Below are 21809 nucleotides of genomic sequence, written 5' to 3' on the forward strand. Positions count from 1 at the left end.
TGCTCGCTTTTTGTTTTTATCGCTATACTTTTTTAAAAAATACTCAATTGTCCCTGATCGATCAATTTTTTATCGCTGCGCAAACGATAAATCAAAATGCCTTTGGGCAATTGGGGCAAGCTTAGTTGTGTGCGGGGACCTTCTCCCCTTAGTTGATGGAGCAATTGGCCCTGCAAATTGTAGATTTCAAACACTAAAGGGCCTGTTTCTCCCGAAAGGAGCTCTACATTTAGGCTATGGCGAGCGGGCTGTGGATAAATTTTTACTTTTTGGGCCAAAGGAGCCGCCAATTCATGGCTATAGCTGGTCACAATAAAGTTTTGGCCAAAAGTTCTGTAAATCTGGGGCGCTGGCTGCTTGGCCAAACCATCCTCTACGGCCAAATATTGCTGATAAGCCAATTGGTTGAGGGCCGTAGCCTTAGGATAAAGCTGATAATTTACAAAAACTCGGTCCCCTTGGACCAAATTATAGTTGCTAAAGCGAAAAGATAAAATTCCTTGCTGAGAAATACTCCAATCTAAATCGGTCAAATTATGGGCGCCCAACTGAAAACTACTGGGGTCCAACCAAGACGAAATAGTATCGACCAAAGTTAGCACAGCAGTGGTATCTGTTCCCTGCTTTTCATAAAGCAACTGAAACTCTAGAGGCGTAAATAACTCTACATATTGGTTGCTACCATATCCTTTTGGAAAAGCCCGGCTAAAGTTAGTTGATCTTTGGGCCTGACTTTCTTGGGCGTCATAGGCAATATGTGCCGAGGCATGATCCTGATAAAACTGTCCTGAAAAGCCTGTATCATATCCTCCTTGCGCATCGGGCTTACAGCCTTCTAAGCTGGCCCAACTCATTTGACTAGAAAGCAAGCGGTTATTTTGCGTTTGTGGCGCCTGAATGCGATAAGTAGAACGCGTTCTCGTTGGAATAATAATCGTGTCGCTGCTCAAAGAATCTAAGCTGCCAATATTGGGTTGGCTGTACATCACATCATCTTCTATAACAATCAGGGCTTGGTTGTTTAGGGGCGCAACACCAACATTTCTGGCCACAAAGCGAATAGAATCGCCCAAACAATCGGCAGAAAGGGCTAATTCTCCTGCTGTATAATTGTTGCTATGCGGTCCTATTTCTGCCCGGACCTTATGCATACTTCCTGGCTCATCATTACAATTTGTATTTACCGAAAAAGTAAAATGAAAGGCAGAATCTTGGCCTTGGCCCAAATAGGATAAATTTAATTGATAGCGTTCATTTCCTAAGGCAATCAGTTGTGTAGTTGCAGAATCAAAACTCATGCGGTTACTATCCAGCTCTAGAAAAAGATTTGCGTTTAGCAGGGGCCTGCTGCCTAAATTGGCCATATAAACTTGATAGTCGGCCTGTCCGCAATCAGGAATAAAATCTGTACTTAATTCTACAAAGGGAATTGCTCTAGAGGTAGTTGTTTGGACCAAAATGTTTACCGTATCACTTTGGCTGGGCTGTAAAACAGGGCTACTATTATAGCTACAAGCTGTATACAAATCATGTTCAAAGGGAAAATGCAGCTCTAGGTTATATAATCCGGCGGGCACATTGAAACTGTAATAGCCCGAGGCTGAGGTTGTTTCAAAATATTGTTCGCCAGATACAGAATCGGTTAGGGAGACAATAACTTGCGGAAAAACAACATCTAAAGCAGAAACTGTACAGTTTTGGTCTTGGTCCTGATACAAATTGCCGCTTAAGAATGCGTTTTGCGCTTGGCCTTTGCCCAAGCAGGCAAAAAGGGCTAGAAGAAAAATTAGCTTGATTTTCATAAGGTATTTTATTTTGCAGTGGGGGTGGGAAATCTTGGCTTATTATCAATGATTTGAGCAAAGAGTTTTAGTTGGCTATTTGCTGCTCAAAAAATGGGGCAGCTTAAGACTATTTCCATATTACAAAGAAAAGAAATCTTGAGGCAAGCAAGAGGGCCAAATTTGGGCTGTTGTCAAAAATGAAATTTATTTTTTAAGCTTTATACTTATCTTTGGGCAAATTTTGTCAAAAAATAGTTTTCCTAAAAACGTTTAGATTTGGCCCAGCGCTGCGCAGCCGTGGCGCAAAGCGCCAGACCCAGTTTTTTGAGCGCAGCGAAAAAAACGCAGGGCCGAGCAGACCTGCGAGCGGCGCAGCATAGCGGCGGCCGACCTAGCCGAAGGCTAGCCGGCCGCGGGCCCCAAAATAAAAACAAATGTATAAATCAAAGTTAATTCATTTATTTGCCTTGCTTTCGGCCAGCCAGCGCTTGGGCCTCAGAAAATGGCTACAATCTCCGGCGCACAACCAAAGGGAAGATCTTTGGGCACTTTGGGGCTATATGGAGGAGCAAGGGCCAGAGGCGCCGCCCAAAGCTTGGGGAAAAGCGCGGGTATTTGAGGCCGTTTTTGGACGAAGCTATAGCAAGGAAGAAGACTCGATTTTGCGCTATGCCCAATCTTTTTTGCTACAAGCCATAGAGGAATTTTTAATTGCCGAGCAACTAGAGGAGCAGCCTTTATACAAGGCCGAACTTTTGGCTCAGGCCTATCAAAAAATTGGTTTGAGCAAGCATTTGAAGCAGCAAAGCCAAAAATGGGAGCGGCAATTGGAGCGGCAGTCGGAACGAGGAACCGCCTACCGAAAAGGGCAATATGCCTTGGCCAAATTGCGCTATCAGGAGGAAGCCAAAGCGGGAAAAAGTAGAAATGCGCCTAAGAATTTGCCCGCCTTGGGGCATTGGTTGGATAGCGAATATCGCTTGCGGAAATTGCGACAAGCTTGTTTATTTTTGGCCCATCAGGCTGTCTATAAAACGCAATATGATTTTGGCCTGCTGCCTGCTGTTTTGGCCCAAATTGAGGCCCATGAAGAACTATTAGAAGACAAAGCCCTGGCCCTTTATTACCATTGTTACCAACTACAATCTTCTTTAGAGGCCGAAGAAGATTTTCGAAAATTTAAGGCGCTGCTCTTAAGCGAAAAAAATATTTTGCCCGCCAGTCAATTGCGAGAACTTTATCAATTGGGCATAAACTTTTGTACCAAGCGGGTCAATTTGCAGCGGCCTGGCTACGAACAATACTTTGAGGAAATGTTTGCCCTTTATCGGGCTGGCCTAAGCGAAAATGTATTGCTCGAACAAGGCCAAATTAGTCCTTTTGCCTTTAAAAACATAGTGAGCGTGGGCCTTTGGCTTAAGGCCTACAATTGGGTGGCCCAATTTATTAAAGACTATGAAAACTGCCTGCCCAAAGTCTATCAATCTGCCTATGCCCGCTTTTCTTGGGCCAAACTCGCCCTGGAAAAAGAACAATATGAAAAAGCGCAAGAACTACTTTTGCAACAAGAGTTTGCCGACCTTTTTATGCAGCTCAACGCCAGAGTGATGCTGCTCAAAATTTATTATGCGCTAGAAGAATTTGACCTTTTGGAATCCTTTTTGGCTAGCTTTCGAGCCTTTGTCAATAGAAAAAAAAGAGCGCAAAAATTACGCTCCTATCATCAGGAAAATTATCTCAATATTATTAGCTTCTGCCGCAAATTATTGCAGCTCAATCCCTACGACCGCCAAGAGAAAAAAAACTTGCGGCAACAAATTCAAGATTGTAGCATTTTGACCGAAAGAAGATGGTTCCTTCAACAACTCTAATCCTTCATTATGAAATTATTTTTTGCCCCCCTTTTTCTTATTCTCCTCAGCCTGCTTCCCCTAAATGCCCAATCTTATTTGAGCGTAACCGCCAAAAGAGGCGATGGCATTTTGGTCCTTTTGGGCCGCTATGGCCTAGACCGCAGCCCTTGCAACCTCAAAAAGTTTTGCCAACTCAATAAGCTGAAAGAAACCGACTATTTAATGGTGGGCAAAAACTATAAACTCCCCATCTTAAAATATAAATATAATGGGCAATCGATTAGATCAACCATAGGAATTTCGAGCTGGCAAAAAGCCAAACAAATCGAGCGCTACAACGAAAGTATGGAGCTATTTCGACTAAAAACGAGCTTCAAAACTAAAAACGCCCCCCTTTGGTACCCTCATCATCTAAAAGCCTGTGCCGTAAACCTAGAAAAACATATCCCCAAAGGGCGACATTTCCCCATTTTAGGGAAAAACTTTGCCGATGTGCCTTTAAAAGATAAGCGCCTGGCCGGTGCCGTTTATTATTTGGTTTCTGGACATGGTGGGCCCGACCCCGGCGCGGTGGCCAACTACAAGGGAAAACCCATTTGCGAGGACGAATATGCCTATGATATTACGTTGCGCCTGGCCCGAGAACTGCTCTCGCATGGCGCTTTGGTCTACCTCATCGTTCGAGATGCCAATGACGGGATTCGCCAATTGGAGTATTTGCCCAAAGATGGGGATGAGCGCTGCTGGCCCAATAAATCTATTCCCAAAGGCCAAAGTGAACGACTCAGCCAACGCTCTGATGTGATTAACGATTTGTATCGAGAAAATTTGCGCAAAGGCCTTTACTACCAGCGTTTGGTCGAAATTCATATTGATTCTCGCTCTAAAAAACAGCGCATCGACCTATTTTTCTACCATTATCCCGAAAGTCTGCGTGGCCGAGAGCTCGCCCGCCGTTTGCATCAGCATATTCGTGGAAAATACAAGCAACATCGGGCCTCTAGAGCCTATAAAGGCACTGTAAAAGCCCGCGATTTGCACATGCTCAGAGAGGTCATTCCCACTCCCGTCTTCATTGAGGTGGGCAATATTCAAAACCCCAAAGACCAAAAGCGCATTTTGCTGCCCGCCAACCGCCAAGCCTTAGCCGATTGGCTAGCCGAGGGCTTGATCAAAGATTATTAGGCCTCGATTTTTATTTATTTTTTGGGGCTTGCCCGCCCTGCGGGCGGGCCGGGCTGGGTACTCCCGTTGGTCGTCGAACTGGCGCCCCTTCGGGGCTGGTTGTCAGGGCTCGCAGGTCTGCTCGGCCCTGCGCGGGCTTTGCCCGCTGGCTCTGCGGCTTCGCCGCCCCCTTTTCCATCCCTAAGCCTGCGGCCCTTCGGGCCTTTTAGGACCAAATAAAAAAGGGGCAATGAATAAGGCCAAAAAGCAAAAATGCAGTTGAGCGGCCTAGCGATGTGCAAGGGTGGCCGAAGGCCAGACCGAGCAAAAATGCGAAGCATTTTTGCGAAGGGCCGAGCGAATAGCGAGCCCTGCAACGTAGCGCCGCAGCTTTGCTGCGGAGGCCCCAAAAAAACAAACTATTTCTGCGCCTTACTGGCCAGATAAAAAGCCACAAAAGTAAAGATGATATTGGGGGTCCAAACGCCCAAAAGAGGCGAGAGTCCGCCATGGGTAGAAAAAGTCATCGAAAACTTAGACATAAAAATATAGAGTGCGCAGACCAGCATGCCCATAACGATATGCATCCCCATTCCGCCTCGGGTTTTTCGGGCAGCAATAGACACCCCAATCAGCGTAAGAATCAAGATACTAAAAGGGTCGGCAGAGCGGCGGTGATATTCCACTTCAAAAACCGTGGTACTGCCCAGGCCCTTGGCTTTTTCCTGCTCGATATACTCCATAATTTCGCGGCTATTCATGGCATCCTTCAGGTTTTTTCTTCGGGCCAAATCGGCAGAACTCAGAGGCAGCAAGGTATCCATTTTGGCTCCTTTGACAATAGCCTCTTGTAAGCCATCCACATAGCGAGCATGATAGTTAATCAGCTCCCATTTATTGGGGTATTCGATCAATTTAATCCTGCCGGCTTCTAAGGTATAAGGGCGGTCTACCCCATTACTATCATAGCGAATCAGGGCAAAATTTCGGCCTGTACTATCTTTGCGGTTATAATGTTGGATATAAATTTCTTCTTGCGGGCTCACAAAAAGGTGAATATTATCCTTTGGGCCATCAAAATTATTTTTCCGAATATAAGTATTTTCAAAGCGGGTACGGCCCTTATTGAGTTCTGGAAAAATAAAGTGGTTGGCATACAAATGAAAGCCGGCAATAATAGCGGCGCCCATCATAAAGGGCCGCAATAGCCGCCAAAAGCTAATCCCATTACCAATAATGGCAATAATTTCGGAATTGGCGGCTAGGCGGGAGCAAAAATAAATGACCGCAATCAGGGCATAGAGAGGAAAAAGCATGCTACTGATATAAGGCACAAAATTGAGATAGTAGTCAAAGACCACCTCCGTCCATTTTGGGCCATTGGCTAAGCTATCCACCTTTTCAGAAAAATCAATGACTACCGTGAGCATGCCCATCAGCAAAATGATAAAGAAAAAAGTGGCGAGATAACGAAAAAGAATGTAGCGATCAATAATCTTTAGCATAAAAGGCTAGCGTTTTTGCTCTAAAATAGGCACCAATTCGTCTTTCCAAGCACGGAAGCTACCATCTAAGATACGTTCACGGGCTTCTCGGACCAGCTCCAGATAAAAGCTGAGGTTGTGCAAGGTAGCAATTTGCATCCCCAAAAGTTCATTAACGGTAAAGAGGTGGCGCAAATAGGCTTTTGTATGTTGTCGGCTAGTGGGGTTGGGCGCCTCCTCATCAATAGGAGAAAAATCGTCCTTCCACTTTTTGTTTTTGATATTGAGTTTTCCTTTGCGGGTAAAAATCAAACCATGGCGGGCATTTCGGGTAGGCATTACGCAATCAAACATATCTACGCCCAAAGCGATACACTCCAAAATATTGGCGGGAGTTCCTACGCCCATAAGGTAACGAGGCTTATCGCTGGGCAATTGGCTACAGACCAAATCCGTCATGGCATACATCTCTTCTTTGGGCTCTCCCACCGAAAGTCCACCAATAGCAATGCCCAAATCGGCATATTGGACCACCGTTTCGGCAGATTTTAGGCGCAAGTCCTTATATACACTTCCCTGTATAATTGGAAAAAGCGACTGCGGGTAGCCATATTTGGGTTCTGTTTCCTTAAAGCGAGTATAACAGCGCTTGAGCCAACGGTGTGTAAGCTCCATAGATTTTTTGGCATAGCGATAATCGCAGGGATAGGGCGTACATTCGTCAAAGGCCATAATAATATCGGCCCCAATAGAACGCTGAATATCCATCACGCCCTCGGGGCTAAACAAATGTTTGCTTCCATCAATATGAGAGGCAAAAGTGGCTCCTTCCTCTTTGATTTTTCGGCGGTGGGCCAATGAAAAAACCTGAAATCCCCCGCTATCGGTCAAAATAGGGCCCTGCCAATTCATAAATTGATGCAATCCCCCCGCTTTTTCGAGCAGTTCGCTGCCCGGACGAAGATAAAGGTGATAAGTATTGCCCAAAATTATTTTGGCTTTAATATCTTCGCTCAACTCTTTTTGATGAACCCCTTTTACGGTTCCGATTGTCCCTACGGGCATAAAAATCGGAGTGGGAATTTGGCCATGCGCTGTTTGTAGTGTCCCTACTCGGGCCTTACTATGCGGGTCGCTATGTTCTAGCTCAAATTTCATTTCTGTATGCAACTCGGGCATGCAATTAAGTTTTTTTTAATGATGTGGATCGCGCTCTCGGCTTTGGCTTTCATTTTTTTTGGCCTCCAAATGGGTTTTGCCTATCGCTTTTATCAATGGGCCAAAGCGCCTCAAACAAAGGGCTGCGAACAGCTCCCGCCCTTGAGCATTGTTGTGCTGGCGCGTAATGAGGGCGCTAATTTACAGAAAAATTTACGGAAACTTTTAGCCCAAGATTATCCAATCTACGAGCTCGTTTGGGTAGATGATGACTCTAGCGACCAAAGTCCCGCTATTTTGGCCCAATTGGCCCAAGAAAACCCCCAACTTCGCCCCCTTTTTTATCGAGAAAAAAAATATTTGGGCAAAAAAGAAGCCCTGCTCTGGGCCATCCCCCAAACAAAATACAACTGGATTTTACTCACCGATGCCGACGGCCAACCCGCCTCTCCGCTTTGGGCCAAAAAAATGATGCAGGCCCGGCCAGAAAATGGGCCCGGCCTCGTTTTGGGCTTTGGGCCCTACCTCCCCGAAAAAACTTGGCTCAATAGCTGGATCCGATACGAAACCGCCCTGGTGGCCCTGCAATATTTTTCGGCAGCCCATTACAATCAAGCCTATATGGGCGTGGGCCGAAATTTACTCTACCACAAAAAGGTCTTTGAAAAGGCCGCCCCTGCCCTAGCCGCTAGCATCAATACCCCCTCTGGCGATGATGACATTCTAGTCTCCGCCGCCCAAAATTTCCCCATCCATAACTGCCTCGACCCAAAGGCCTTTGTCTACTCAGCCCCAAAAAAAACTTGGCCCGCGCTTTTTCGCCAAAAACGTAGACACTACAGCAGCAGCGAGTTTTATCCCAAAACAACCAAATGGATGCTCGCCCTCTGGTCGGCCAGCTTTTTGGGTCTGCCGTTTTTTTGCCTCGCTCTCTGCTTTGGCCCTTTTCCCTACCTCGCCCTCCTTTGGCCCCTCAGAATTTTAATTTTTTATAGGGTTTGGCAAAAAACTTTGCTTACCTTAGAGCAAGGAGATTTATGGAGCCAGCTTTTTTGGACCGAACTATTCGCCCTCCTCTATTACCCCTTTATGGCCCTCCAATTTTTGCGAAAAAAGCCCAGCTACTGGAAATGAAAAAACTATCCGATAGAGCAGCAGAAGATTACCGACTCGTTACCCTCGCTGTAGAAGAAAATGACCAAATGGCTTATGCCCAACTGATGGACCGCTACCGCAATTCCATCTTTCACATGATGCTCAAAATGGTCCGAAATAAAGATGATGCCGAAGATCTAACCATCGAAGCCTTTGGCAAAGCCTTCCGAAAACTCGATAGCTATAGCCCCAGCTATGCCTTTAGTACCTGGCTGTTCAAAATTGCCAGCAATAATTGTATCGACTTCATCCGAAAAAAAAGAATGAAAATGCTCTCCATCGATGAACCCATTTCCGATGAAGGTGGAGCCGATTATAGCAATAGCCTTAAAGCCGATTTGCTGGACCCAGAGGAGCGCTTCATCCGACAGCAGCGCCGACGCATTATGCAGGAACTGATGGAGCGCATGAGCGATAAATATCGCCAAATGATTGAGCTGCGTTATTTTGAAGAACTTTCTTACCAAGAAATTGCCGAACGCCTCGATATGCCCCTAGGCACCGTAAAGGCCCAGCTGTTTAGAGCCAAAGAATTACTCTACGATATCCTGAAAAATGCAAAAGCCCAAAGAGGCCTATAAAACCCCTTTTGAAAAATAGTTGCCGTCTTTCTCGCTTGCCGAAAAAGACGGTTTTTTTTATTCCCTTGGGGCCCGCGGCCGCCCTTTATAAGGGGGCGGCCGCCGCTATGCTGCGGGGCTCACAAGGCTGTTCGGCCCTGCAGCCGCCTGCGGCGGCTTTGGTCTGGCCTGCGGCCACCCCTCCGCAGCGCTGGGCCATTTGGCCTGCGGCCAGGGGGGCTTCGCCCCCCCCATGGACCAAAAACCGCCCGGCTATTTCCAATACAAAAAAATGATTCTATTTTTGGCACACTCTTGGAAAACGGAGCCGCAGATTAACCTTAACTTTATCATTGAACTTTTAAAACTACTTTACGCTCATGCGAATTTTTCTAACTTTTTTTAGCCTTTGCCTTATCATGGCCTCTTGTATTGTTGTCGATCCCGCTGCTATTGGTAATGGCGGTGGCGTTGTTTTGGGCGGGCCCGTGCCTGGCTATACTGGAAGAGTAGGCTGCAATACCCCAATCACCAATAATCAATTTCAAAAAACCCGACAAAATTTGGCCAGCTACAATAGTAGCTTTGACCGTATGGATGTGGCCAAAGCACAAATCCCAAGAGAAGGCTGCTATACCGTCTCTCAAATTAGACAACTAGTTACCCTCTGGTCTAGCTCTTTTGACCGAGAAGAATTTCTGCATTTTGCCTATACCTATACTTATGATATAGATAATTATGTAGACCTCCAAGATGTTTTTACCAGTAGTATCGACCGCAAAGAATTTGTAGAATGGTGCTACAACCGCTAAGAAAAAAAGGACTAGTTCAACGCTAGTCCTTTTTTTTGTTAATCTATTCATCTTTGTTCACAAAGCGATAAAAACAACATCCTTATCTTTGGCCCATAACAAATGAATAGAATATGAAAAAATTAAGTTTAGCGCTGCTGCTTTTTTCCGGCGCTTGTGCCAGCCCCGCAGCAGAAGAAACAAAAGACAAAAACAGCCAAAAAGAGCCTATGGAAGAAAAAAAGCATCATCACAAACATTCTCATGGCTCTGCCAATGCACATATGCACAGCCACTCTATTGAAGAATTGGTAGAACGCTTTGAGTCTAAAGAAAGAGATGAATACCAACAACCCGCAAAAGTCTTGAACTACCTAGGAGATTTGTCGGGCAAAAAAATTATGGATATTGGCGCAGGCTCTGGCTACTTTTCTGTAAAATTTGCCGCCGCTGGCGCTCAAGTAATTGCCGCTGATGTAGATACTGGCTTTCAAAATTATTTGCAAAAACGCATCGCTGCCGATAAAATTGAAAATGTAGAGCTCCGACTCATGCCTTATGAGCGCCCAAAAATCAATGACCAAGAAGTAGATCTTGTATTCATTAGCAATACCTACCACCATATTGAGGACCGTATCGCCTATTTTAAGGCAGTCAAAAAAGGCCTTAAACCCAATGGCGAACTCATTATTGTTGACTTTTTCAAGAAGGAGTTGCCTATTGGCCCCGCTATGGACCATAAAATTGCCAAGGAAAAAGTTTTAGAAGAACTCAAAGCTGCCGGCTTTGTCAATTTTGAGCTCAAAGAAGAGCTACTGCCCTACCAATATGTCATTAAGGCAAAATAAAATGCTCTAATCGTTTTATTCACTGTAAAGGCCGAAGATAAATATCTTCGGCCTTTTTTTGGGCCCAGTTGCTAATTGAAAGGGCTAGTTGAGGGCCAAAGCAAAAAGCCTAGCGCTAAGCGCTAGGCTTTTTGCTCTTCTCTAAAATCGTTCTGAGAAATCCTGCCCATCAAACTCGTAGATGCTTCCATTGCTAAAGCCAAAAAGTAAATGTCCATTTTGCTCTTCAAAACAACTGAGCGCCATTCCTACAGCCAAATTTTGAGCAACTGTATACTGTTGAACATCCTCCCCATCAAAGCGCCAAAGGCCAGTATCTCGGTCAGAAAACCAAATATTTCCCTTTTGGTCCTCCACAATAAGAAAAACGGATTGCAAGCCTTTATTCTGAGCAAATGCCCTTTTTTCTGTATTTTCTCTAAATACTTTTGGGGGCATCAACAAACCTTTTTCTCTTGAAAAATTAAGCAGGGTATCGCCCTGCATTAACAAAACGCCAATTCCATTATTGCCGATCCACAAACGCCCTTTCGAATCCTTCAGAATGCTTCTGATGTGTAGGCCCTCCTCTTTTTCAAGGCCCAAAACCTCATTATCGATTCGCCGAACGCCCTGCCCCTCATAAATAAAAGCAGCAGCATAACTGGCCCAATACAAGGCTCCATTTTTTCCTCTAGAAAAATCGGTTAGTGCATAAGCATTGTTAACATCTCGCTTGTCGCCCAAAGGAAAAGCCCAATAGCTTAATTTTTCGCCATCGTAACAATAAGCCCCCTCTTTTGTCCCCGCATTAAACCAAAGATCAAATTGGCCAAAATTGTTCTCTTTTAGCGCAGGCCCCCAACTATTTTCTACTAAGCGAATAATTTTTCCTTGCTCATAACGACAAACCCCCTGAGCTGTCCCAAAATAAATTCGGCCCAATTGATCTTCCTGTATAGAACGAACTTGATTATCGACCAAGCCCTCAGAAATACCAAAGTATTCAAAGGTTTTTCCATCATAACGGCAAGCGCCCTCTTGTTGACTGCCCAGCCAATAGTTTCCGCTGCGATCCCGATGTATAGCCGTAATTGCAGAGCTAAATCTTAGCTGAGGTTGCGGAACAACAGCAGTCGTTTTTTCTTCTTTACTGCTAGGCACTTTCTGTTCTGCACAAGAAAAATTTAGACAGAACAACAAAGAGAGCGCAATTATTTTAGCGTTTTTTTTCATTTTATTTTTTGGGGCTTGCCCGCCCTTTGGGCGGGCCGGGCTGTGTCAGGGCTCGCAGGTCTGCTCGGCCCTTCGCAAAAAACAAGTTTTTGCTCGGTCTGCGGCTGCGCCGCCCCCTTTTCCATCCCTAAGCCAAGTCGCTACGCTCCTTTGCGGCGGCTTCGCCGCCTGCTAAAGCTAGAAAAAGGACCAACTATGAGCGAATAAAAAATTTCTCTTAGGGAATATATAAGCGAATTGCTCTTTTTTCCAATCGGCCATCATAGCTAATCTCTAAAAGATAATCTCCTGTTTTTAGGCCTTGAATATTGAGCTCCACCTCTTGTTTGCCTGCGCCAAGGGCCATCGTATAACGCCTTTGGCTAATTCTATTCACATCAAAAAGCTCGAAGCGGACTTTTTCTTCGGCTTGATGCAATGAAAGGGGAACCGCTAATCTTTTTCGCAACAAATTGACGGACAAAAGCGGGATGCGTTCTTCATTTTCTTGGCTTGCTTTTACTAGCAGTTCTTGGCGGTCCAATAATTTTCCGTCTTCATCCAAAACCGAGATCCGATAATAAGACTGTTGGCTCAGGGGACGGTCCTGAATATCGGCAAATTCGTAGTGGTTGGGCAGTTCTTCTGAGGGGCCGGCCCCTTCTAAATTGGCCAGGGTAGACCAATAAATTTTGTTGTGCGAATGCTGAATAAGGAAGCGATAATTTTGCCCTTCATATTTACAGGCCCAAAATAAGCGCAGCCGTTGTTGTTCGGCCTTGGCTTTTAGGTCCATTAAAACTGTTTTGGCCTTATCGGTTGGGGGTTTATAGCGCAACAAATAATTATTGGCCAAATCAATATGATCTTCTTGCTGGGGTTGCCAAAGCATAATATTTTTGGGCATACTAAAGCGGCTATCATCATCCAGATAACCAATTAGGCTAGCATTATCTGATTTCACGGTGCGAATTTCAATATTTTCTAGGCTCACAAACAACCATTTCAGCTGATTGAGTTTGCCCGCGGCTCTGGTCCAACTTTTTGTATCGTCGGCATTGCGGAGGGGCGCGCCCCAGCCGCCTTCACCAATATAGACCACCCCATTTTTATCATCTCGGATAAAGCCTTCTTCATGGCCCTCCTCTTGGCTGTAGCGAATGGGCCAAGTATATTTAGAGGTATGCGAATCGCATTCTAGGGCCAATTGGACCCCATAGCGCTCAAACAAAGGGGCCCAAGCCATAGCCAACTCCTCTTTCTCTGATTTTCGCTTCACATGGGGGCGCATAGGATGATGATATTGGGCAAATCGCCAGCCATGGTCCTGATGTTCGGCCAAATCTTCGGCCAACCATTCGGATTGTAGGCCTGCGGCGGGCATCATGCTATTTAAGGTATATAAGCGCATGAGGTTGCCGCCCAAACTTAGGGCATAATAGGCCTTAGGGTTGGGTAAATCAAACAACTTATATAAGGTTTCATTAGAGAGCTCATGGTTTCCTCTGGCCACCACCATAGCCGTCATGCGGCCATCTGGCGTAATGGTTTCCTGCCAATCGTCGAGCCAGCCCTGCCATTGTTTGGCGGTACCTAGGGCCGTCATATCGCCAGCAAAGAGGACCAAATGCGGGCGCAAGCGGGCCACCAAGCGGTTCGCATTTTTTCTGGCCGCCTGATAATTTCTAGAATCTCCCCCGGCCACAATAGAGAGTCGTTCTTTGGGAGAATTGGGTAGAGTTTTAAAGGAATAGCGTTGGCCGCAGCCCTCTTCATCGCAAACTACAAAATAGTAGTTGGTATTGGGTTTCAAATTGGCTAGGCGGGCAAAGTAGGTCAGCATGCCCTTTACCTGATAGCTTTTTTGGGGAATTTGTTTGAGGGGATAGGCCTTAGCCTTTTGGCCCAAATCGTTGGGGCCATAATAGAGTACAGGGGCCTTTCCAGAGGCTTGCTCCCAACCAATACTAATACTTTGGCTGGGGTCTTGGCGCAAAACGGCCCGAAAACGGATGGGCTTGGCCCAAGAAAAAGAAAAACTGAAGAGGAAAAGGAAAAATAAACAATATCGCATCATCTGATTTTTATTGAACGATTTTTTGCGCCTAGAGGCGAGCGCAGCGAGCCGGCTTAGGGATGGAAAGGGGTGGCCGCAGGCCAGACCCAAGTTTTTGAGCGCAGCGAAAAAACTGCAGGGCCGAGCGAGCAGCGAGCCCCGACACAGCCCGGCCCGCCGATAGGCGGGCAAGCCCCAAAATATGCACAAAGGTAGTCAAAAACGCATAAAAAAACCCAAGTGCTTGAGTTTAGCGCTTGGGTTTATGGGGCGTCAAAAGAGCTTAATCGCAAAAGCGTTCGATAGCGGCCTTAAGATTGGCGGCGATCATTTCGGCTGTACTGCCCTCGATATGGTGACGTTCTAGAAAATGGACCAACTTCCCATCTTTGAAGAGCCCCACAGAAGGCGAAGAGGGTGGGTAAGGCAACATAAATTGTCGGGCCGTGTCTACGGCTTCTTTGTGCACACCGGCAAAAACGGTAATGGCCTCGGTGGGTTGCTTGCTCGCTTGCGCTAGGGCCAACTTTACGCCGGGGCGGGCATTGCCAGCGGCGCAGCCACAGACAGAATTGACCACGACTAGAGCGGTTCCTGATTTTTGGCCCAAAATGGCCTTTACGTCTTCGGCGGTTTCTAGTCCTTTAAAGCCGTGATCGGTAAGATCTTTGGCCATAGGTATAGTCAGATGTTCTGGATACATACGATTATTATTTTCGATTGAATAATATTTGAGTGGAGAGGGCAAAGATAGAAAAGATGTGCTAAAAATTGCCCTTTATTCTGTTTTCAAACCCTTAACGGCAGCCAAAACCACGGGGTCATCTTTGGCCATAGCCTTATAAAAATAGGCTTCGCCAAAGAGTTGTTCGGCCAAATAGCCTTTGATGTATCGTTTGAGGCTGCTTTGGCTTTTTTGCCAGGCGGCGGCATCGAATTGCAGTTCTTTTTGCGCAGTTAGATACTGCTGAAAAGCCTGCATAAGCTCTTCGGAAGGCTGATAATTTTTGAGGAAATTTTCTGCTTTTTGGCCTTGAAAAGTTTGGAAGCGCTGATCGAGGTAGCGATAGACAAAGGCGGGTAGGTTGAAGCGGGCATTGACATAAAAATCGTTGCGGTTGAGGCTATCGAGGGGCACAAAAATATCGGGGATGATTCCGCCACCGCCATAAACTAGGCGGCCACCGGTTGTTTTATAGACCGTAGAGTCTAGCACTTTAATGCTATCTTTTTCATAAAGTTCACCAGATTTCAGGCGGCTTTCAAAATCTTGGTCGTAGCCTGCTTCATCGCCTTTTTTGTAGGGGCGTTGAATCAGGCGGCCCGAGGGCGTATAGTAGCGGGCGACGGTAAGGCGGAGGGCAGATTCATCGCTCAGGCCGTATTGTTCTTGGACCAATCCCTTACCAAAAGAGCGGCGGCCCACAATAATGCCGCGGTCGTTATCTTGGATAGCGCCTGCCATAATTTCTGAGGCAGAGGCAGATCCTTCATCAATTAAAACGGCAACTCGGCCCACCTTAAAAAAGCTACGGCCAGTAGATTTATATTCTTTGCGTTTGTAGCTACGGCCCTCGGTATAGACCAAAAGTCGTTTGTCCTTAAACAATTGATTGAGGATTTCGGTAGCTTCTTTGAGATAGCCGCCAGGGTTTTGGCGCAGGTCAATGACTAGATTTTCCATGCCTTCTTCTTCTACCAAAGGCTCTAGGGCCTCCATAAACTCCTTATAGGTTTTGCTACTAAAGCGGCTAACTTTGATGTAGCCTGTTTTATCGTCCCACATAAAGCCGGCATCGACACTTTTAACGGGAATCTCGCCTCTTTTGATGGCAATATTTAGGGGGCTTGTTTTTCCTCTTCTCAAGACGCTAATATTTACAGTAGAGCCGGCTGGACCTTTGAGGCGTTTGACAATTTCTTCATTATCTAATTTTTGGCCAACAAAAAGGCTATCATTTACTCTCAGGAACTTATCGCCTACTTTTAGGCCGGCCTGATCGGCTGGGCCATCTTTTAGGACCGTAGTAATAGACACGGTATCATCGAGCAAGAAAAACTCTACGCCAATGCCTTCAAAGTTGCCTTCTAGGGATTCGTTGACGGCCTGTAGTTTTTGGCTGGGAATATAATTAGAGTGTGGATCGAGCTGGTCCAAAATGGCCTTGATAGCGGCATCTTCTAACTCGCCCAATTCTACGCCCTCCAAATAGCGGGCATCGACAAATCGGAGCACCTCTTCTACCTTCCCATTAAAGCGGCTAATATCGCCCGAATGAGGGCTATCTGCATCAAATTGATAGCTCGGGCGGCTAGGTTGGCGCAAAAACAGGCCCATAAATAGCCCCAAGGCGAGGGAAATACCAATGAGGGCGGGCAGCCAGATTTGAACCTTTTGTAAAAAAGAAAGAGGACCGTTGGAAGGAGCGTGCTGAGACATAAACGATTTGAGATGAGGGTGGAAAACTAGTTGGGCCAAAGATGGGGACTATTTATAGAAAAAGCGGAACTAAAAACAGTTCTTGGGCAGCCAAAGCACAAAGAAAATGAAAAAAGCCCTATTTTTTTATGCTAAAATTTATAATTTCGGCGGCTTCCCCTGCTTTTCCATTCAAAAACAGCCTTAACCCCTTGAGCCTATGCAGATAATAGCCGATAGCGGATCGACAAAAACAGATTGGTATTTTTTAGCCGAAGATGGCCGTTATAAACAAATGCAGGCCATGGGCATGAACCCCGTTAGTTATAGCCAAGCCCAACTAGAACAAAGCCTAGCCCCTATTGTTTTGGCCCAAAAAGGCCAGCCCATCTCCGCGATTCATTTTTATGGGGCCGGTTGTGGGGCCCATGAAGCGGCCAACAAAATGCAACTACTTTTGGCTCAGGCTTTTCCACAAGCCAAACAAATAGAGGTAAAATCAGACCTTTGGGCCACAGTTAGAGCCTTTGCTAAGCCCCCAAAGGTAGGTTTCTATTGTATTCTAGGCACCGGCAGCAATGCCTGCTTTTTTGATGGCGAAAACCTAAAGCAACTACAGCCCTCTTTGGGCTATTTATTGGGGGATGAAGGGAGCGCTAACGCCCTAGGGAAACAGCTCATTAAAGACTATTTCTATAATAAAATGCCCGCAAAGCTGGCCCAAGCCTTCGCGCAGCAGTTCCCCATACTACAAGCCCCCGATTTTGTCGCCCAACTCTATGCACAGCAGCGACCCAATGCCTTTTTGGGGCAGTTTGCTCAATTCTTATCTTTATATAGACAAGATAATTACATAGAAAATACCTTAAATTCTCATTTTTCAGACTTTATCTGCCAGCAGCTACTTATATTTGAGGCTGCAAAAAGCGCCCCCCTTCACTTCACAGGCAGTATTGCCGCAGTTTTTCAAGAAGAGCTGCAAAAAAGCATTGCCAGTCACCAACTTCCAAAAGCAAAAATACTAGCTCACCCCTTACCTCAACTTCTCCATTATCATTTGACCTAAAGCACTACAGATGCAGGGAAAGAAAGAAAACATAGATGAAACGGACCGAAAGATCCTCAACATTCTACTCAAAGACGCCAATACTTCTTATGTAGATATTTCCAAACAGATACACGTATCTCCAGGCACCGTTCATGTTCGCATGAAGCGCCTGATCCGCATTGGATTGGTAAAAAAAGCTTTTTTGAATGTAGATTACAATAAATTAGGCTACGATATTTGCGCTTTTTTAGGCATTCATCTAGAAAATAGCTCTTTTTATAGCCAAGTGATTGATGCCCTCTACCATATTCCCGAGGTCGTCAATGCACATTATACCACAGGCAATTACAGCATTTTTGTCCGTATTATCTGTAGAGATACCGATCATTTGCGAGAGGTCCTACACGAAAAGATTCAGGAAATAGATGGGGTGCAACGCACCGAAACCTTTATTTCCTTAGAAGAGAGCATCCATCGTACCATTTCTTTAGAGAGCCCAGAAGACAACAACTAGGCTCCCGTTTGTTCTTTTACATAGGGCGACATTTCTTCCTGAATGCGCTGTCTATGTTCCATAAGGCGCTTGGCATAGTCCTCAAGCGCCTTATCTTTTTCTGTTTGGGGGCTCCATTTGGGCACCGCCACGGTTTTGCCATTTTCGTCTACGGCCACAAAAATAATAATGCAGTGGGTCGTTTTTTGCCAATTGCTTTCTCGCAAATCTCTAGAATAGACGTCTACGGCAATATGCATAGAGCTACTGCCCGTATAAATTACTTTGGCCTCTAAACGGACCCTTTGCCCAATCTGAATGGGCCGATAAAACTGAATTCCCCCCACATAAACGGTGACACAATAATGCCCGCTCCAACTAGCGGCACAGGCATAACTCACTTGGTCTATCCATTTCATGACGGCCCCTCCATGCACCTTGCCCCCAAAATTTACATCGGTAGGTTCGGCCAAAAAAGTAAAGGTGGTTTTTCTTTCGTTTGCTGACATATTTTTCTGTTCTAAAGGTGATTTGGGGCTGCCCCTCGCCTATCGGCTCGGGTCGGGCTGTTTCGCAGCTCGCAGGTCTGCTCGGCCCTGCGGGCTTTTTCGCTACGCTTCAAAAGCCCTGGGTCTGGCCCTTTGGGCCACTGCTGTCCATCCCTCAGCCGAATAGCGCCTGGCTGTTGGGCCAAAAAATTAGTTAATCGAGCTCGCTCCATTCGGTCCCGGGAATCTCTCCGGCAAAAACAAGGCGGGTTTCATGCAACCAAGCCCGAATTTTAAAGCCTTGGCGAGAATCAAAAAGCCATTCGCTGCCGTTATTACTATTGGGTTGGCCCAAAAGACGCTCGGCTTCCTCTTTCATATAGTTTTTGTCTTGATACTCGACCAAAATTTCATAGAGCGGCTGCGGCGAATCGCTATCGATATAATAAAAGACTCTTTTGATGCTATCTCGGCCAATTTCTTCATAAAACTCTTTGCGGAAAGAAAGGGCATCTTGCACATAATTGATGGGCGCCATTTTGGGCCGCTTAGTCTGCAACTCTTTCCAACTCATATTGAGCACAATATTGCCCAGCTCGGCAGGCAGATAAAAATTGGGCCTTTTTTGCTCTACGGTAACCGGCTTGGGCTTTTTGCAAGCCGTAAGGCTAAAGAGCAGAAAGAGAAAGAAAAAAAGGCTGAAATTTCGCATAACTGGCAGGTTTTATATAACAAATGTCACTAATAAGAAAATTGAAAAAAACTATCTTTATTGAGAGCAAAAAAAGATTGTGAAATGCTTATTCCGCCCGCTATATTTGCCCTTGTCAGGGGCCGAAAGATAGGGATTTTTGTCGATTGTTTCACAAGATAAAATAAAAGCTCAGACAAGAAGCGCTAGCCCAAAGCCCAGCCGCAAATGCCCCGAAGGGGCAAAACGGCCCAGCGCTGCGCAGCCGTGGCCCAAAGGGCCAGACCCAGTTTTTTTGAGCAAAGCGAAAAAAAACGCAGGGCCGAGCAGACCTGCGAGCGGCGAAGCATAGCGGCGGCCAACTGAGGCCAAAGGCCGAACTGGCCGCGGGCCCCAAAAAAAGAAAATTATGGTTCTTATATAAAAGCACCTGCATTTAATCACTTACTTAATTTATCAACTTATGTTTAATCTACTATCTAAATTTAGCCTAGCAATTGCTGCTTTTGCCTTGGTTTTTTCTATGGGCTCTTGTAAAAAAGACGATGAGGATACGGCCACAGACACAGACCTCAGCATGCACTTGCACTACAAAGTAGGTACAGAAGACTTTGCCTACGACCAAGTATATACCATTGACGGTGTAGCTGTGAAATTCACTTTGGCCCAGTTCTATGTTTCTGGAATCAATATTATGAATGATGATGGCGAGATGCACAGCTTTGACGACCTTTTCCTTTTGGCTAAACCCAGCCAGATGGATTATGCCCTAGGAACTGTACCCGCTAGCTTTGGCGACCATCTACATATGCTCAACTTTAACCTTGGGGTAGATTCTGTGACCAACAGCCAAACAGAGGCTGATTTTACTAGCCGTGACGCCAATGATCCTTTGGCTGCGCAAAATCCAGGAATGCACTGGAGCTGGAACTCTGGATATATCTTCATGAAGTTTGAGGGAGAAATCGACACAGATGGTGACGGTACTACCGATAGCACTGCACACTGGCATGTTGGTAAAAACAGCTTCTTGCGCGCTGTAGAGTTGACTGCTCATGAAGAAATGAACGAAAACCACACTATCAATGTAGAGCTAGATCTTTCTACTATCTTCACCAACACTAACTTGGCTACCGACTACCAAACCATGACTATGGACAATATGCCTTTGGCTACTAAAGTGGCGGATAATATGGCGACTGCCTTTGGTGTAGAATAATTGGATGCTATTCGTTTGATGATAGACTGAGGTTATACTTTAGTCATCTGGCCAGAGCGGGCGTTGGCCTGTTCTGGCTTTTTTAATTTTAAAACTATGATCTATTTATTGTTAGCGCTTTTTGCTGTTGCCCTTTATGCGGGAACGGCTATTGGGGCAAAGATTTTATTCTTGCTTTTAGAAAAAGAAGCCCCTTTACCGGCCACTTCCTTTTGGCTGATTCACTTCTTAATGCTTGCCTTTTCTTCTTGGGCCATTTATGCGGTCAATAGTGGGCAGGCTTATGAATTGGCCCTAGGATTTTTGGGCCTCTCTATGGCCGTTTTCATGGCCCAAATGCTCAAAATTCGCCAAATTTTACTCCAATTGGCCAAAAAATAAGCCTATGCGATACCTCCCCCTCTTATTCCTGAGCCTACTGCTACTGAGCAGCTGCCAAAAAGAAGAAAAAAGCTATGCCCTAGATCTGCCGCCCGGTTTTCCAGAAGTAGATCTGCCCGAGGACAATCTGCCCACGCCCCTAAGGGTAGAATTGGGCAAGCGGCTATTTTTTGACCCCATCTTGTCTAGAGATTCTAGCATTTCTTGTGGCTCTTGCCACTTTAGACAATTGGGCTTTGCCGACGATCGAGTAATTTCGCCAGGTATAGAGGGGCGCTTGGGCTTACGCAATGCGCCTATTTTGACCAACCTCATTTATCGAGAAAACTTTTTCTTTGATGGAGGGGTGCCCAACTTAGAGCTACAGGTGGTGGCCCCCGTAGAAGATGAAAACGAGATGGATTTTCATTTGGGAGGCGTAGTGGAGCGGCTCGCTCGACATCCGGAATATGCCGCCCTTTTAGAAAAGGCTTATCCGGGCAAACCGCTTACTTTTGCCTTTACTCGAGCCATTGCGAGCTATGAAAGGACATTGCTCTCGGGCCAATCTGCCTTTGATCGCTACTATTATCAGGGCGATAGCAATGCCTTGGGTAGCCAAGAAAAAAGAGGCTGGCAGCTTTTTCAGGACAAAGGCTGTAGAGACTGCCATAGCGGCCCCAACTTCTCCAATGAAGAATTTATCAATATTGGCCTTTATGCCGATTATGACTATAATGGAGACCCTGGCCGCCGAAGAGTGACCGCCTTAGATAGCGATATTGGCCAATTTAAGGTCCCTAGCCTTCGCAATATTGCCCTTACGGCCCCCTATATGCATGATGGCAGCATGCAAAGCCTTGAGGAAGTGGTAGATTTCTTTGCCTCTGGCGGAAAAGCCCACTTTAATAAGAGCTCCCAAATGCAAGCCTTTGCGCTATCGGCCCAAGAAAAAGCCGATCTAATCGCCTTTTTGGAAAGCTTGACCGATTGGGATTTTGTGCAGGGAACAGACTAAAAAGAAAAAGGGCCGAAAACCTATGG

20 protein-coding genes are annotated in these 21809 nt (G+C 45.9%); 11 read left to right on the plus strand and 9 right to left on the minus strand.

The window, feature by feature from the left end:
• Nucleotides 1-32: 32 nt before the first annotated feature.
• Nucleotides 33-1802 carry a T9SS type A sorting domain-containing protein gene (locus SAPGRDRAFT_RS19020; RefSeq protein WP_002661095.1) on the minus strand — a complete coding sequence of 590 codons (1770 nt, stop codon included), beginning with the start codon at nucleotides 1800-1802 and terminating at the stop codon, nucleotides 33-35.
• A 416-nt stretch (nucleotides 1803-2218) separates the two neighbouring features.
• On the opposite strand from SAPGRDRAFT_RS19020, the gene SAPGRDRAFT_RS19025 reads away from it, so the two are divergent.
• On the plus strand, nucleotides 2219-3655 hold the full coding sequence (locus SAPGRDRAFT_RS19025) for a hypothetical protein (RefSeq protein ID WP_002661097.1): 1437 nt from the start codon (nucleotides 2219-2221) through the stop codon (nucleotides 3653-3655).
• 9 nt (nucleotides 3656-3664) lie between these two features.
• Entirely contained in the window at nucleotides 3665-4822 is a 1158-nt protein-coding gene (locus SAPGRDRAFT_RS19030; RefSeq protein WP_002661098.1) for an N-acetylmuramoyl-L-alanine amidase family protein, read from the plus strand.
• Nucleotides 4823-5220: 398 nt separating this feature from the next.
• On the opposite strand, the gene SAPGRDRAFT_RS19040 is transcribed toward SAPGRDRAFT_RS19030, so the two are convergent.
• Both SAPGRDRAFT_RS19040 and tgt read right to left on the minus strand, forming a co-directional pair.
• Nucleotides 5221-6306, minus strand: coding sequence for an LptF/LptG family permease (locus tag SAPGRDRAFT_RS19040; protein ID WP_002661100.1), 1086 nt, complete (start codon nucleotides 6304-6306; stop codon nucleotides 5221-5223).
• Nucleotides 6307-6312: 6 nt separating this feature from the next.
• Nucleotides 6313-7443 (minus strand): tRNA guanosine(34) transglycosylase Tgt, encoded by a 1131-nt coding sequence (gene tgt / locus SAPGRDRAFT_RS19045; RefSeq protein WP_002661101.1) that lies wholly within the window; start codon nucleotides 7441-7443, stop codon nucleotides 6313-6315.
• 39 nt (nucleotides 7444-7482) lie between these two features.
• On the opposite strand from tgt, the gene SAPGRDRAFT_RS19050 reads away from it, so the two are divergent.
• The 4 genes from SAPGRDRAFT_RS19050 to SAPGRDRAFT_RS19070 all read left to right on the plus strand — a co-directional run bounded on the left by SAPGRDRAFT_RS19050 (nucleotide 7483) and on the right by SAPGRDRAFT_RS19070 (nucleotide 10797).
• Nucleotides 7483-8577, plus strand: coding sequence for a glycosyltransferase (locus SAPGRDRAFT_RS19050; protein ID WP_002661102.1), 1095 nt, complete (start codon nucleotides 7483-7485; stop codon nucleotides 8575-8577).
• Nucleotides 8574-9179, plus strand: coding sequence for an RNA polymerase sigma factor (locus SAPGRDRAFT_RS19055; protein ID WP_002661104.1), 606 nt, complete (start codon nucleotides 8574-8576; stop codon nucleotides 9177-9179). Before SAPGRDRAFT_RS19050 ends, SAPGRDRAFT_RS19055 begins: the two co-directional genes overlap by 4 nt.
• Before the next feature lie 359 nt (nucleotides 9180-9538).
• Entirely contained in the window at nucleotides 9539-9970 is a 432-nt protein-coding gene (locus SAPGRDRAFT_RS19065) for a DUF4476 domain-containing protein (RefSeq protein WP_002661105.1), read from the plus strand.
• 113 nt (nucleotides 9971-10083) lie between these two features.
• On the plus strand, nucleotides 10084-10797 hold the full coding sequence (locus SAPGRDRAFT_RS19070; protein WP_002661106.1) for a class I SAM-dependent methyltransferase: 714 nt from the start codon (nucleotides 10084-10086) through the stop codon (nucleotides 10795-10797).
• Between the two features lie 141 nt (nucleotides 10798-10938).
• Here the strand turns inward: SAPGRDRAFT_RS19070 and SAPGRDRAFT_RS19075 are convergent, their stop codons facing one another.
• The 4 genes from SAPGRDRAFT_RS19075 to SAPGRDRAFT_RS19090 form a co-directional block, all read right to left on the minus strand.
• The gene (locus SAPGRDRAFT_RS19075; protein WP_002661107.1) at nucleotides 10939-12012 is read right to left on the minus strand and encodes a ligand-binding sensor domain-containing protein; all 1074 of its coding nucleotides are present in this window, start codon (nucleotides 12010-12012) and stop codon (nucleotides 10939-10941) included.
• Nucleotides 12013-12229: 217 nt separating this feature from the next.
• Nucleotides 12230-14068, minus strand: coding sequence for a purple acid phosphatase family protein (locus SAPGRDRAFT_RS19080; RefSeq protein ID WP_037350606.1), 1839 nt, complete (start codon nucleotides 14066-14068; stop codon nucleotides 12230-12232).
• Nucleotides 14069-14330: 262 nt separating this feature from the next.
• On the minus strand, nucleotides 14331-14750 hold the full coding sequence (locus SAPGRDRAFT_RS19085) for a BrxA/BrxB family bacilliredoxin (protein WP_002661110.1): 420 nt from the start codon (nucleotides 14748-14750) through the stop codon (nucleotides 14331-14333).
• A gap of 75 nt (nucleotides 14751-14825) precedes the next feature.
• Nucleotides 14826-16487: a S41 family peptidase gene (locus SAPGRDRAFT_RS19090; protein ID WP_002661112.1), complete on the minus strand. Its 1662-nt coding sequence runs from the start codon at nucleotides 16485-16487 to the stop codon at nucleotides 14826-14828.
• 199 nt (nucleotides 16488-16686) lie between these two features.
• On the opposite strand from SAPGRDRAFT_RS19090, the gene SAPGRDRAFT_RS19095 reads away from it, so the two are divergent.
• Both SAPGRDRAFT_RS19095 and SAPGRDRAFT_RS19100 read left to right on the plus strand, forming a co-directional pair.
• Entirely contained in the window at nucleotides 16687-17532 is an 846-nt protein-coding gene (locus tag SAPGRDRAFT_RS19095; RefSeq protein ID WP_002661113.1) for a hypothetical protein, read from the plus strand.
• A 10-nt stretch (nucleotides 17533-17542) separates the two neighbouring features.
• Nucleotides 17543-18028 (plus strand): Lrp/AsnC ligand binding domain-containing protein, encoded by a 486-nt coding sequence (locus SAPGRDRAFT_RS19100; protein ID WP_002661114.1) that lies wholly within the window; start codon nucleotides 17543-17545, stop codon nucleotides 18026-18028.
• Here SAPGRDRAFT_RS19100 and SAPGRDRAFT_RS19105 read toward each other — a convergent pair.
• A complete protein-coding gene (locus tag SAPGRDRAFT_RS19105) occupies nucleotides 18025-18516 on the minus strand; it encodes an acyl-CoA thioesterase (RefSeq protein WP_002661115.1) in 492 nt (163 codons plus the stop codon). The two genes, SAPGRDRAFT_RS19100 and SAPGRDRAFT_RS19105, sit on opposite strands and share 4 nt — an antisense overlap.
• Nucleotides 18517-18709: 193 nt before the next feature.
• Entirely contained in the window at nucleotides 18710-19207 is a 498-nt protein-coding gene (locus SAPGRDRAFT_RS19115; RefSeq protein WP_002661116.1) for a hypothetical protein, read from the minus strand.
• A 442-nt stretch (nucleotides 19208-19649) separates the two neighbouring features.
• Here SAPGRDRAFT_RS19115 and SAPGRDRAFT_RS19120 point away from each other — a divergent pair, with 442 nt between their 5' ends.
• The 3 genes from SAPGRDRAFT_RS19120 to SAPGRDRAFT_RS19130 all read left to right on the plus strand — a co-directional run bounded on the left by SAPGRDRAFT_RS19120 (nucleotide 19650) and on the right by SAPGRDRAFT_RS19130 (nucleotide 21783).
• Complete coding sequence (locus SAPGRDRAFT_RS19120; protein WP_002661117.1) at nucleotides 19650-20405, plus strand: MbnP family protein; 756 nt, start codon at nucleotides 19650-19652, stop codon at nucleotides 20403-20405.
• A 96-nt stretch (nucleotides 20406-20501) separates the two neighbouring features.
• Nucleotides 20502-20786: a hypothetical protein gene (locus SAPGRDRAFT_RS19125; RefSeq protein ID WP_002661118.1), complete on the plus strand. Its 285-nt coding sequence runs from the start codon at nucleotides 20502-20504 to the stop codon at nucleotides 20784-20786.
• Nucleotides 20787-20790: 4 nt separating this feature from the next.
• On the plus strand, nucleotides 20791-21783 hold the full coding sequence (locus SAPGRDRAFT_RS19130; RefSeq protein WP_002661119.1) for a cytochrome-c peroxidase: 993 nt from the start codon (nucleotides 20791-20793) through the stop codon (nucleotides 21781-21783).
• The last annotated feature ends 26 nt before the right edge of the window (nucleotides 21784-21809 follow it).

The organism is Saprospira grandis DSM 2844 (assembly GCF_000275825.1).
Lineage (GTDB): Bacteria > Bacteroidota > Bacteroidia > Chitinophagales > Saprospiraceae > Saprospira > Saprospira grandis_A.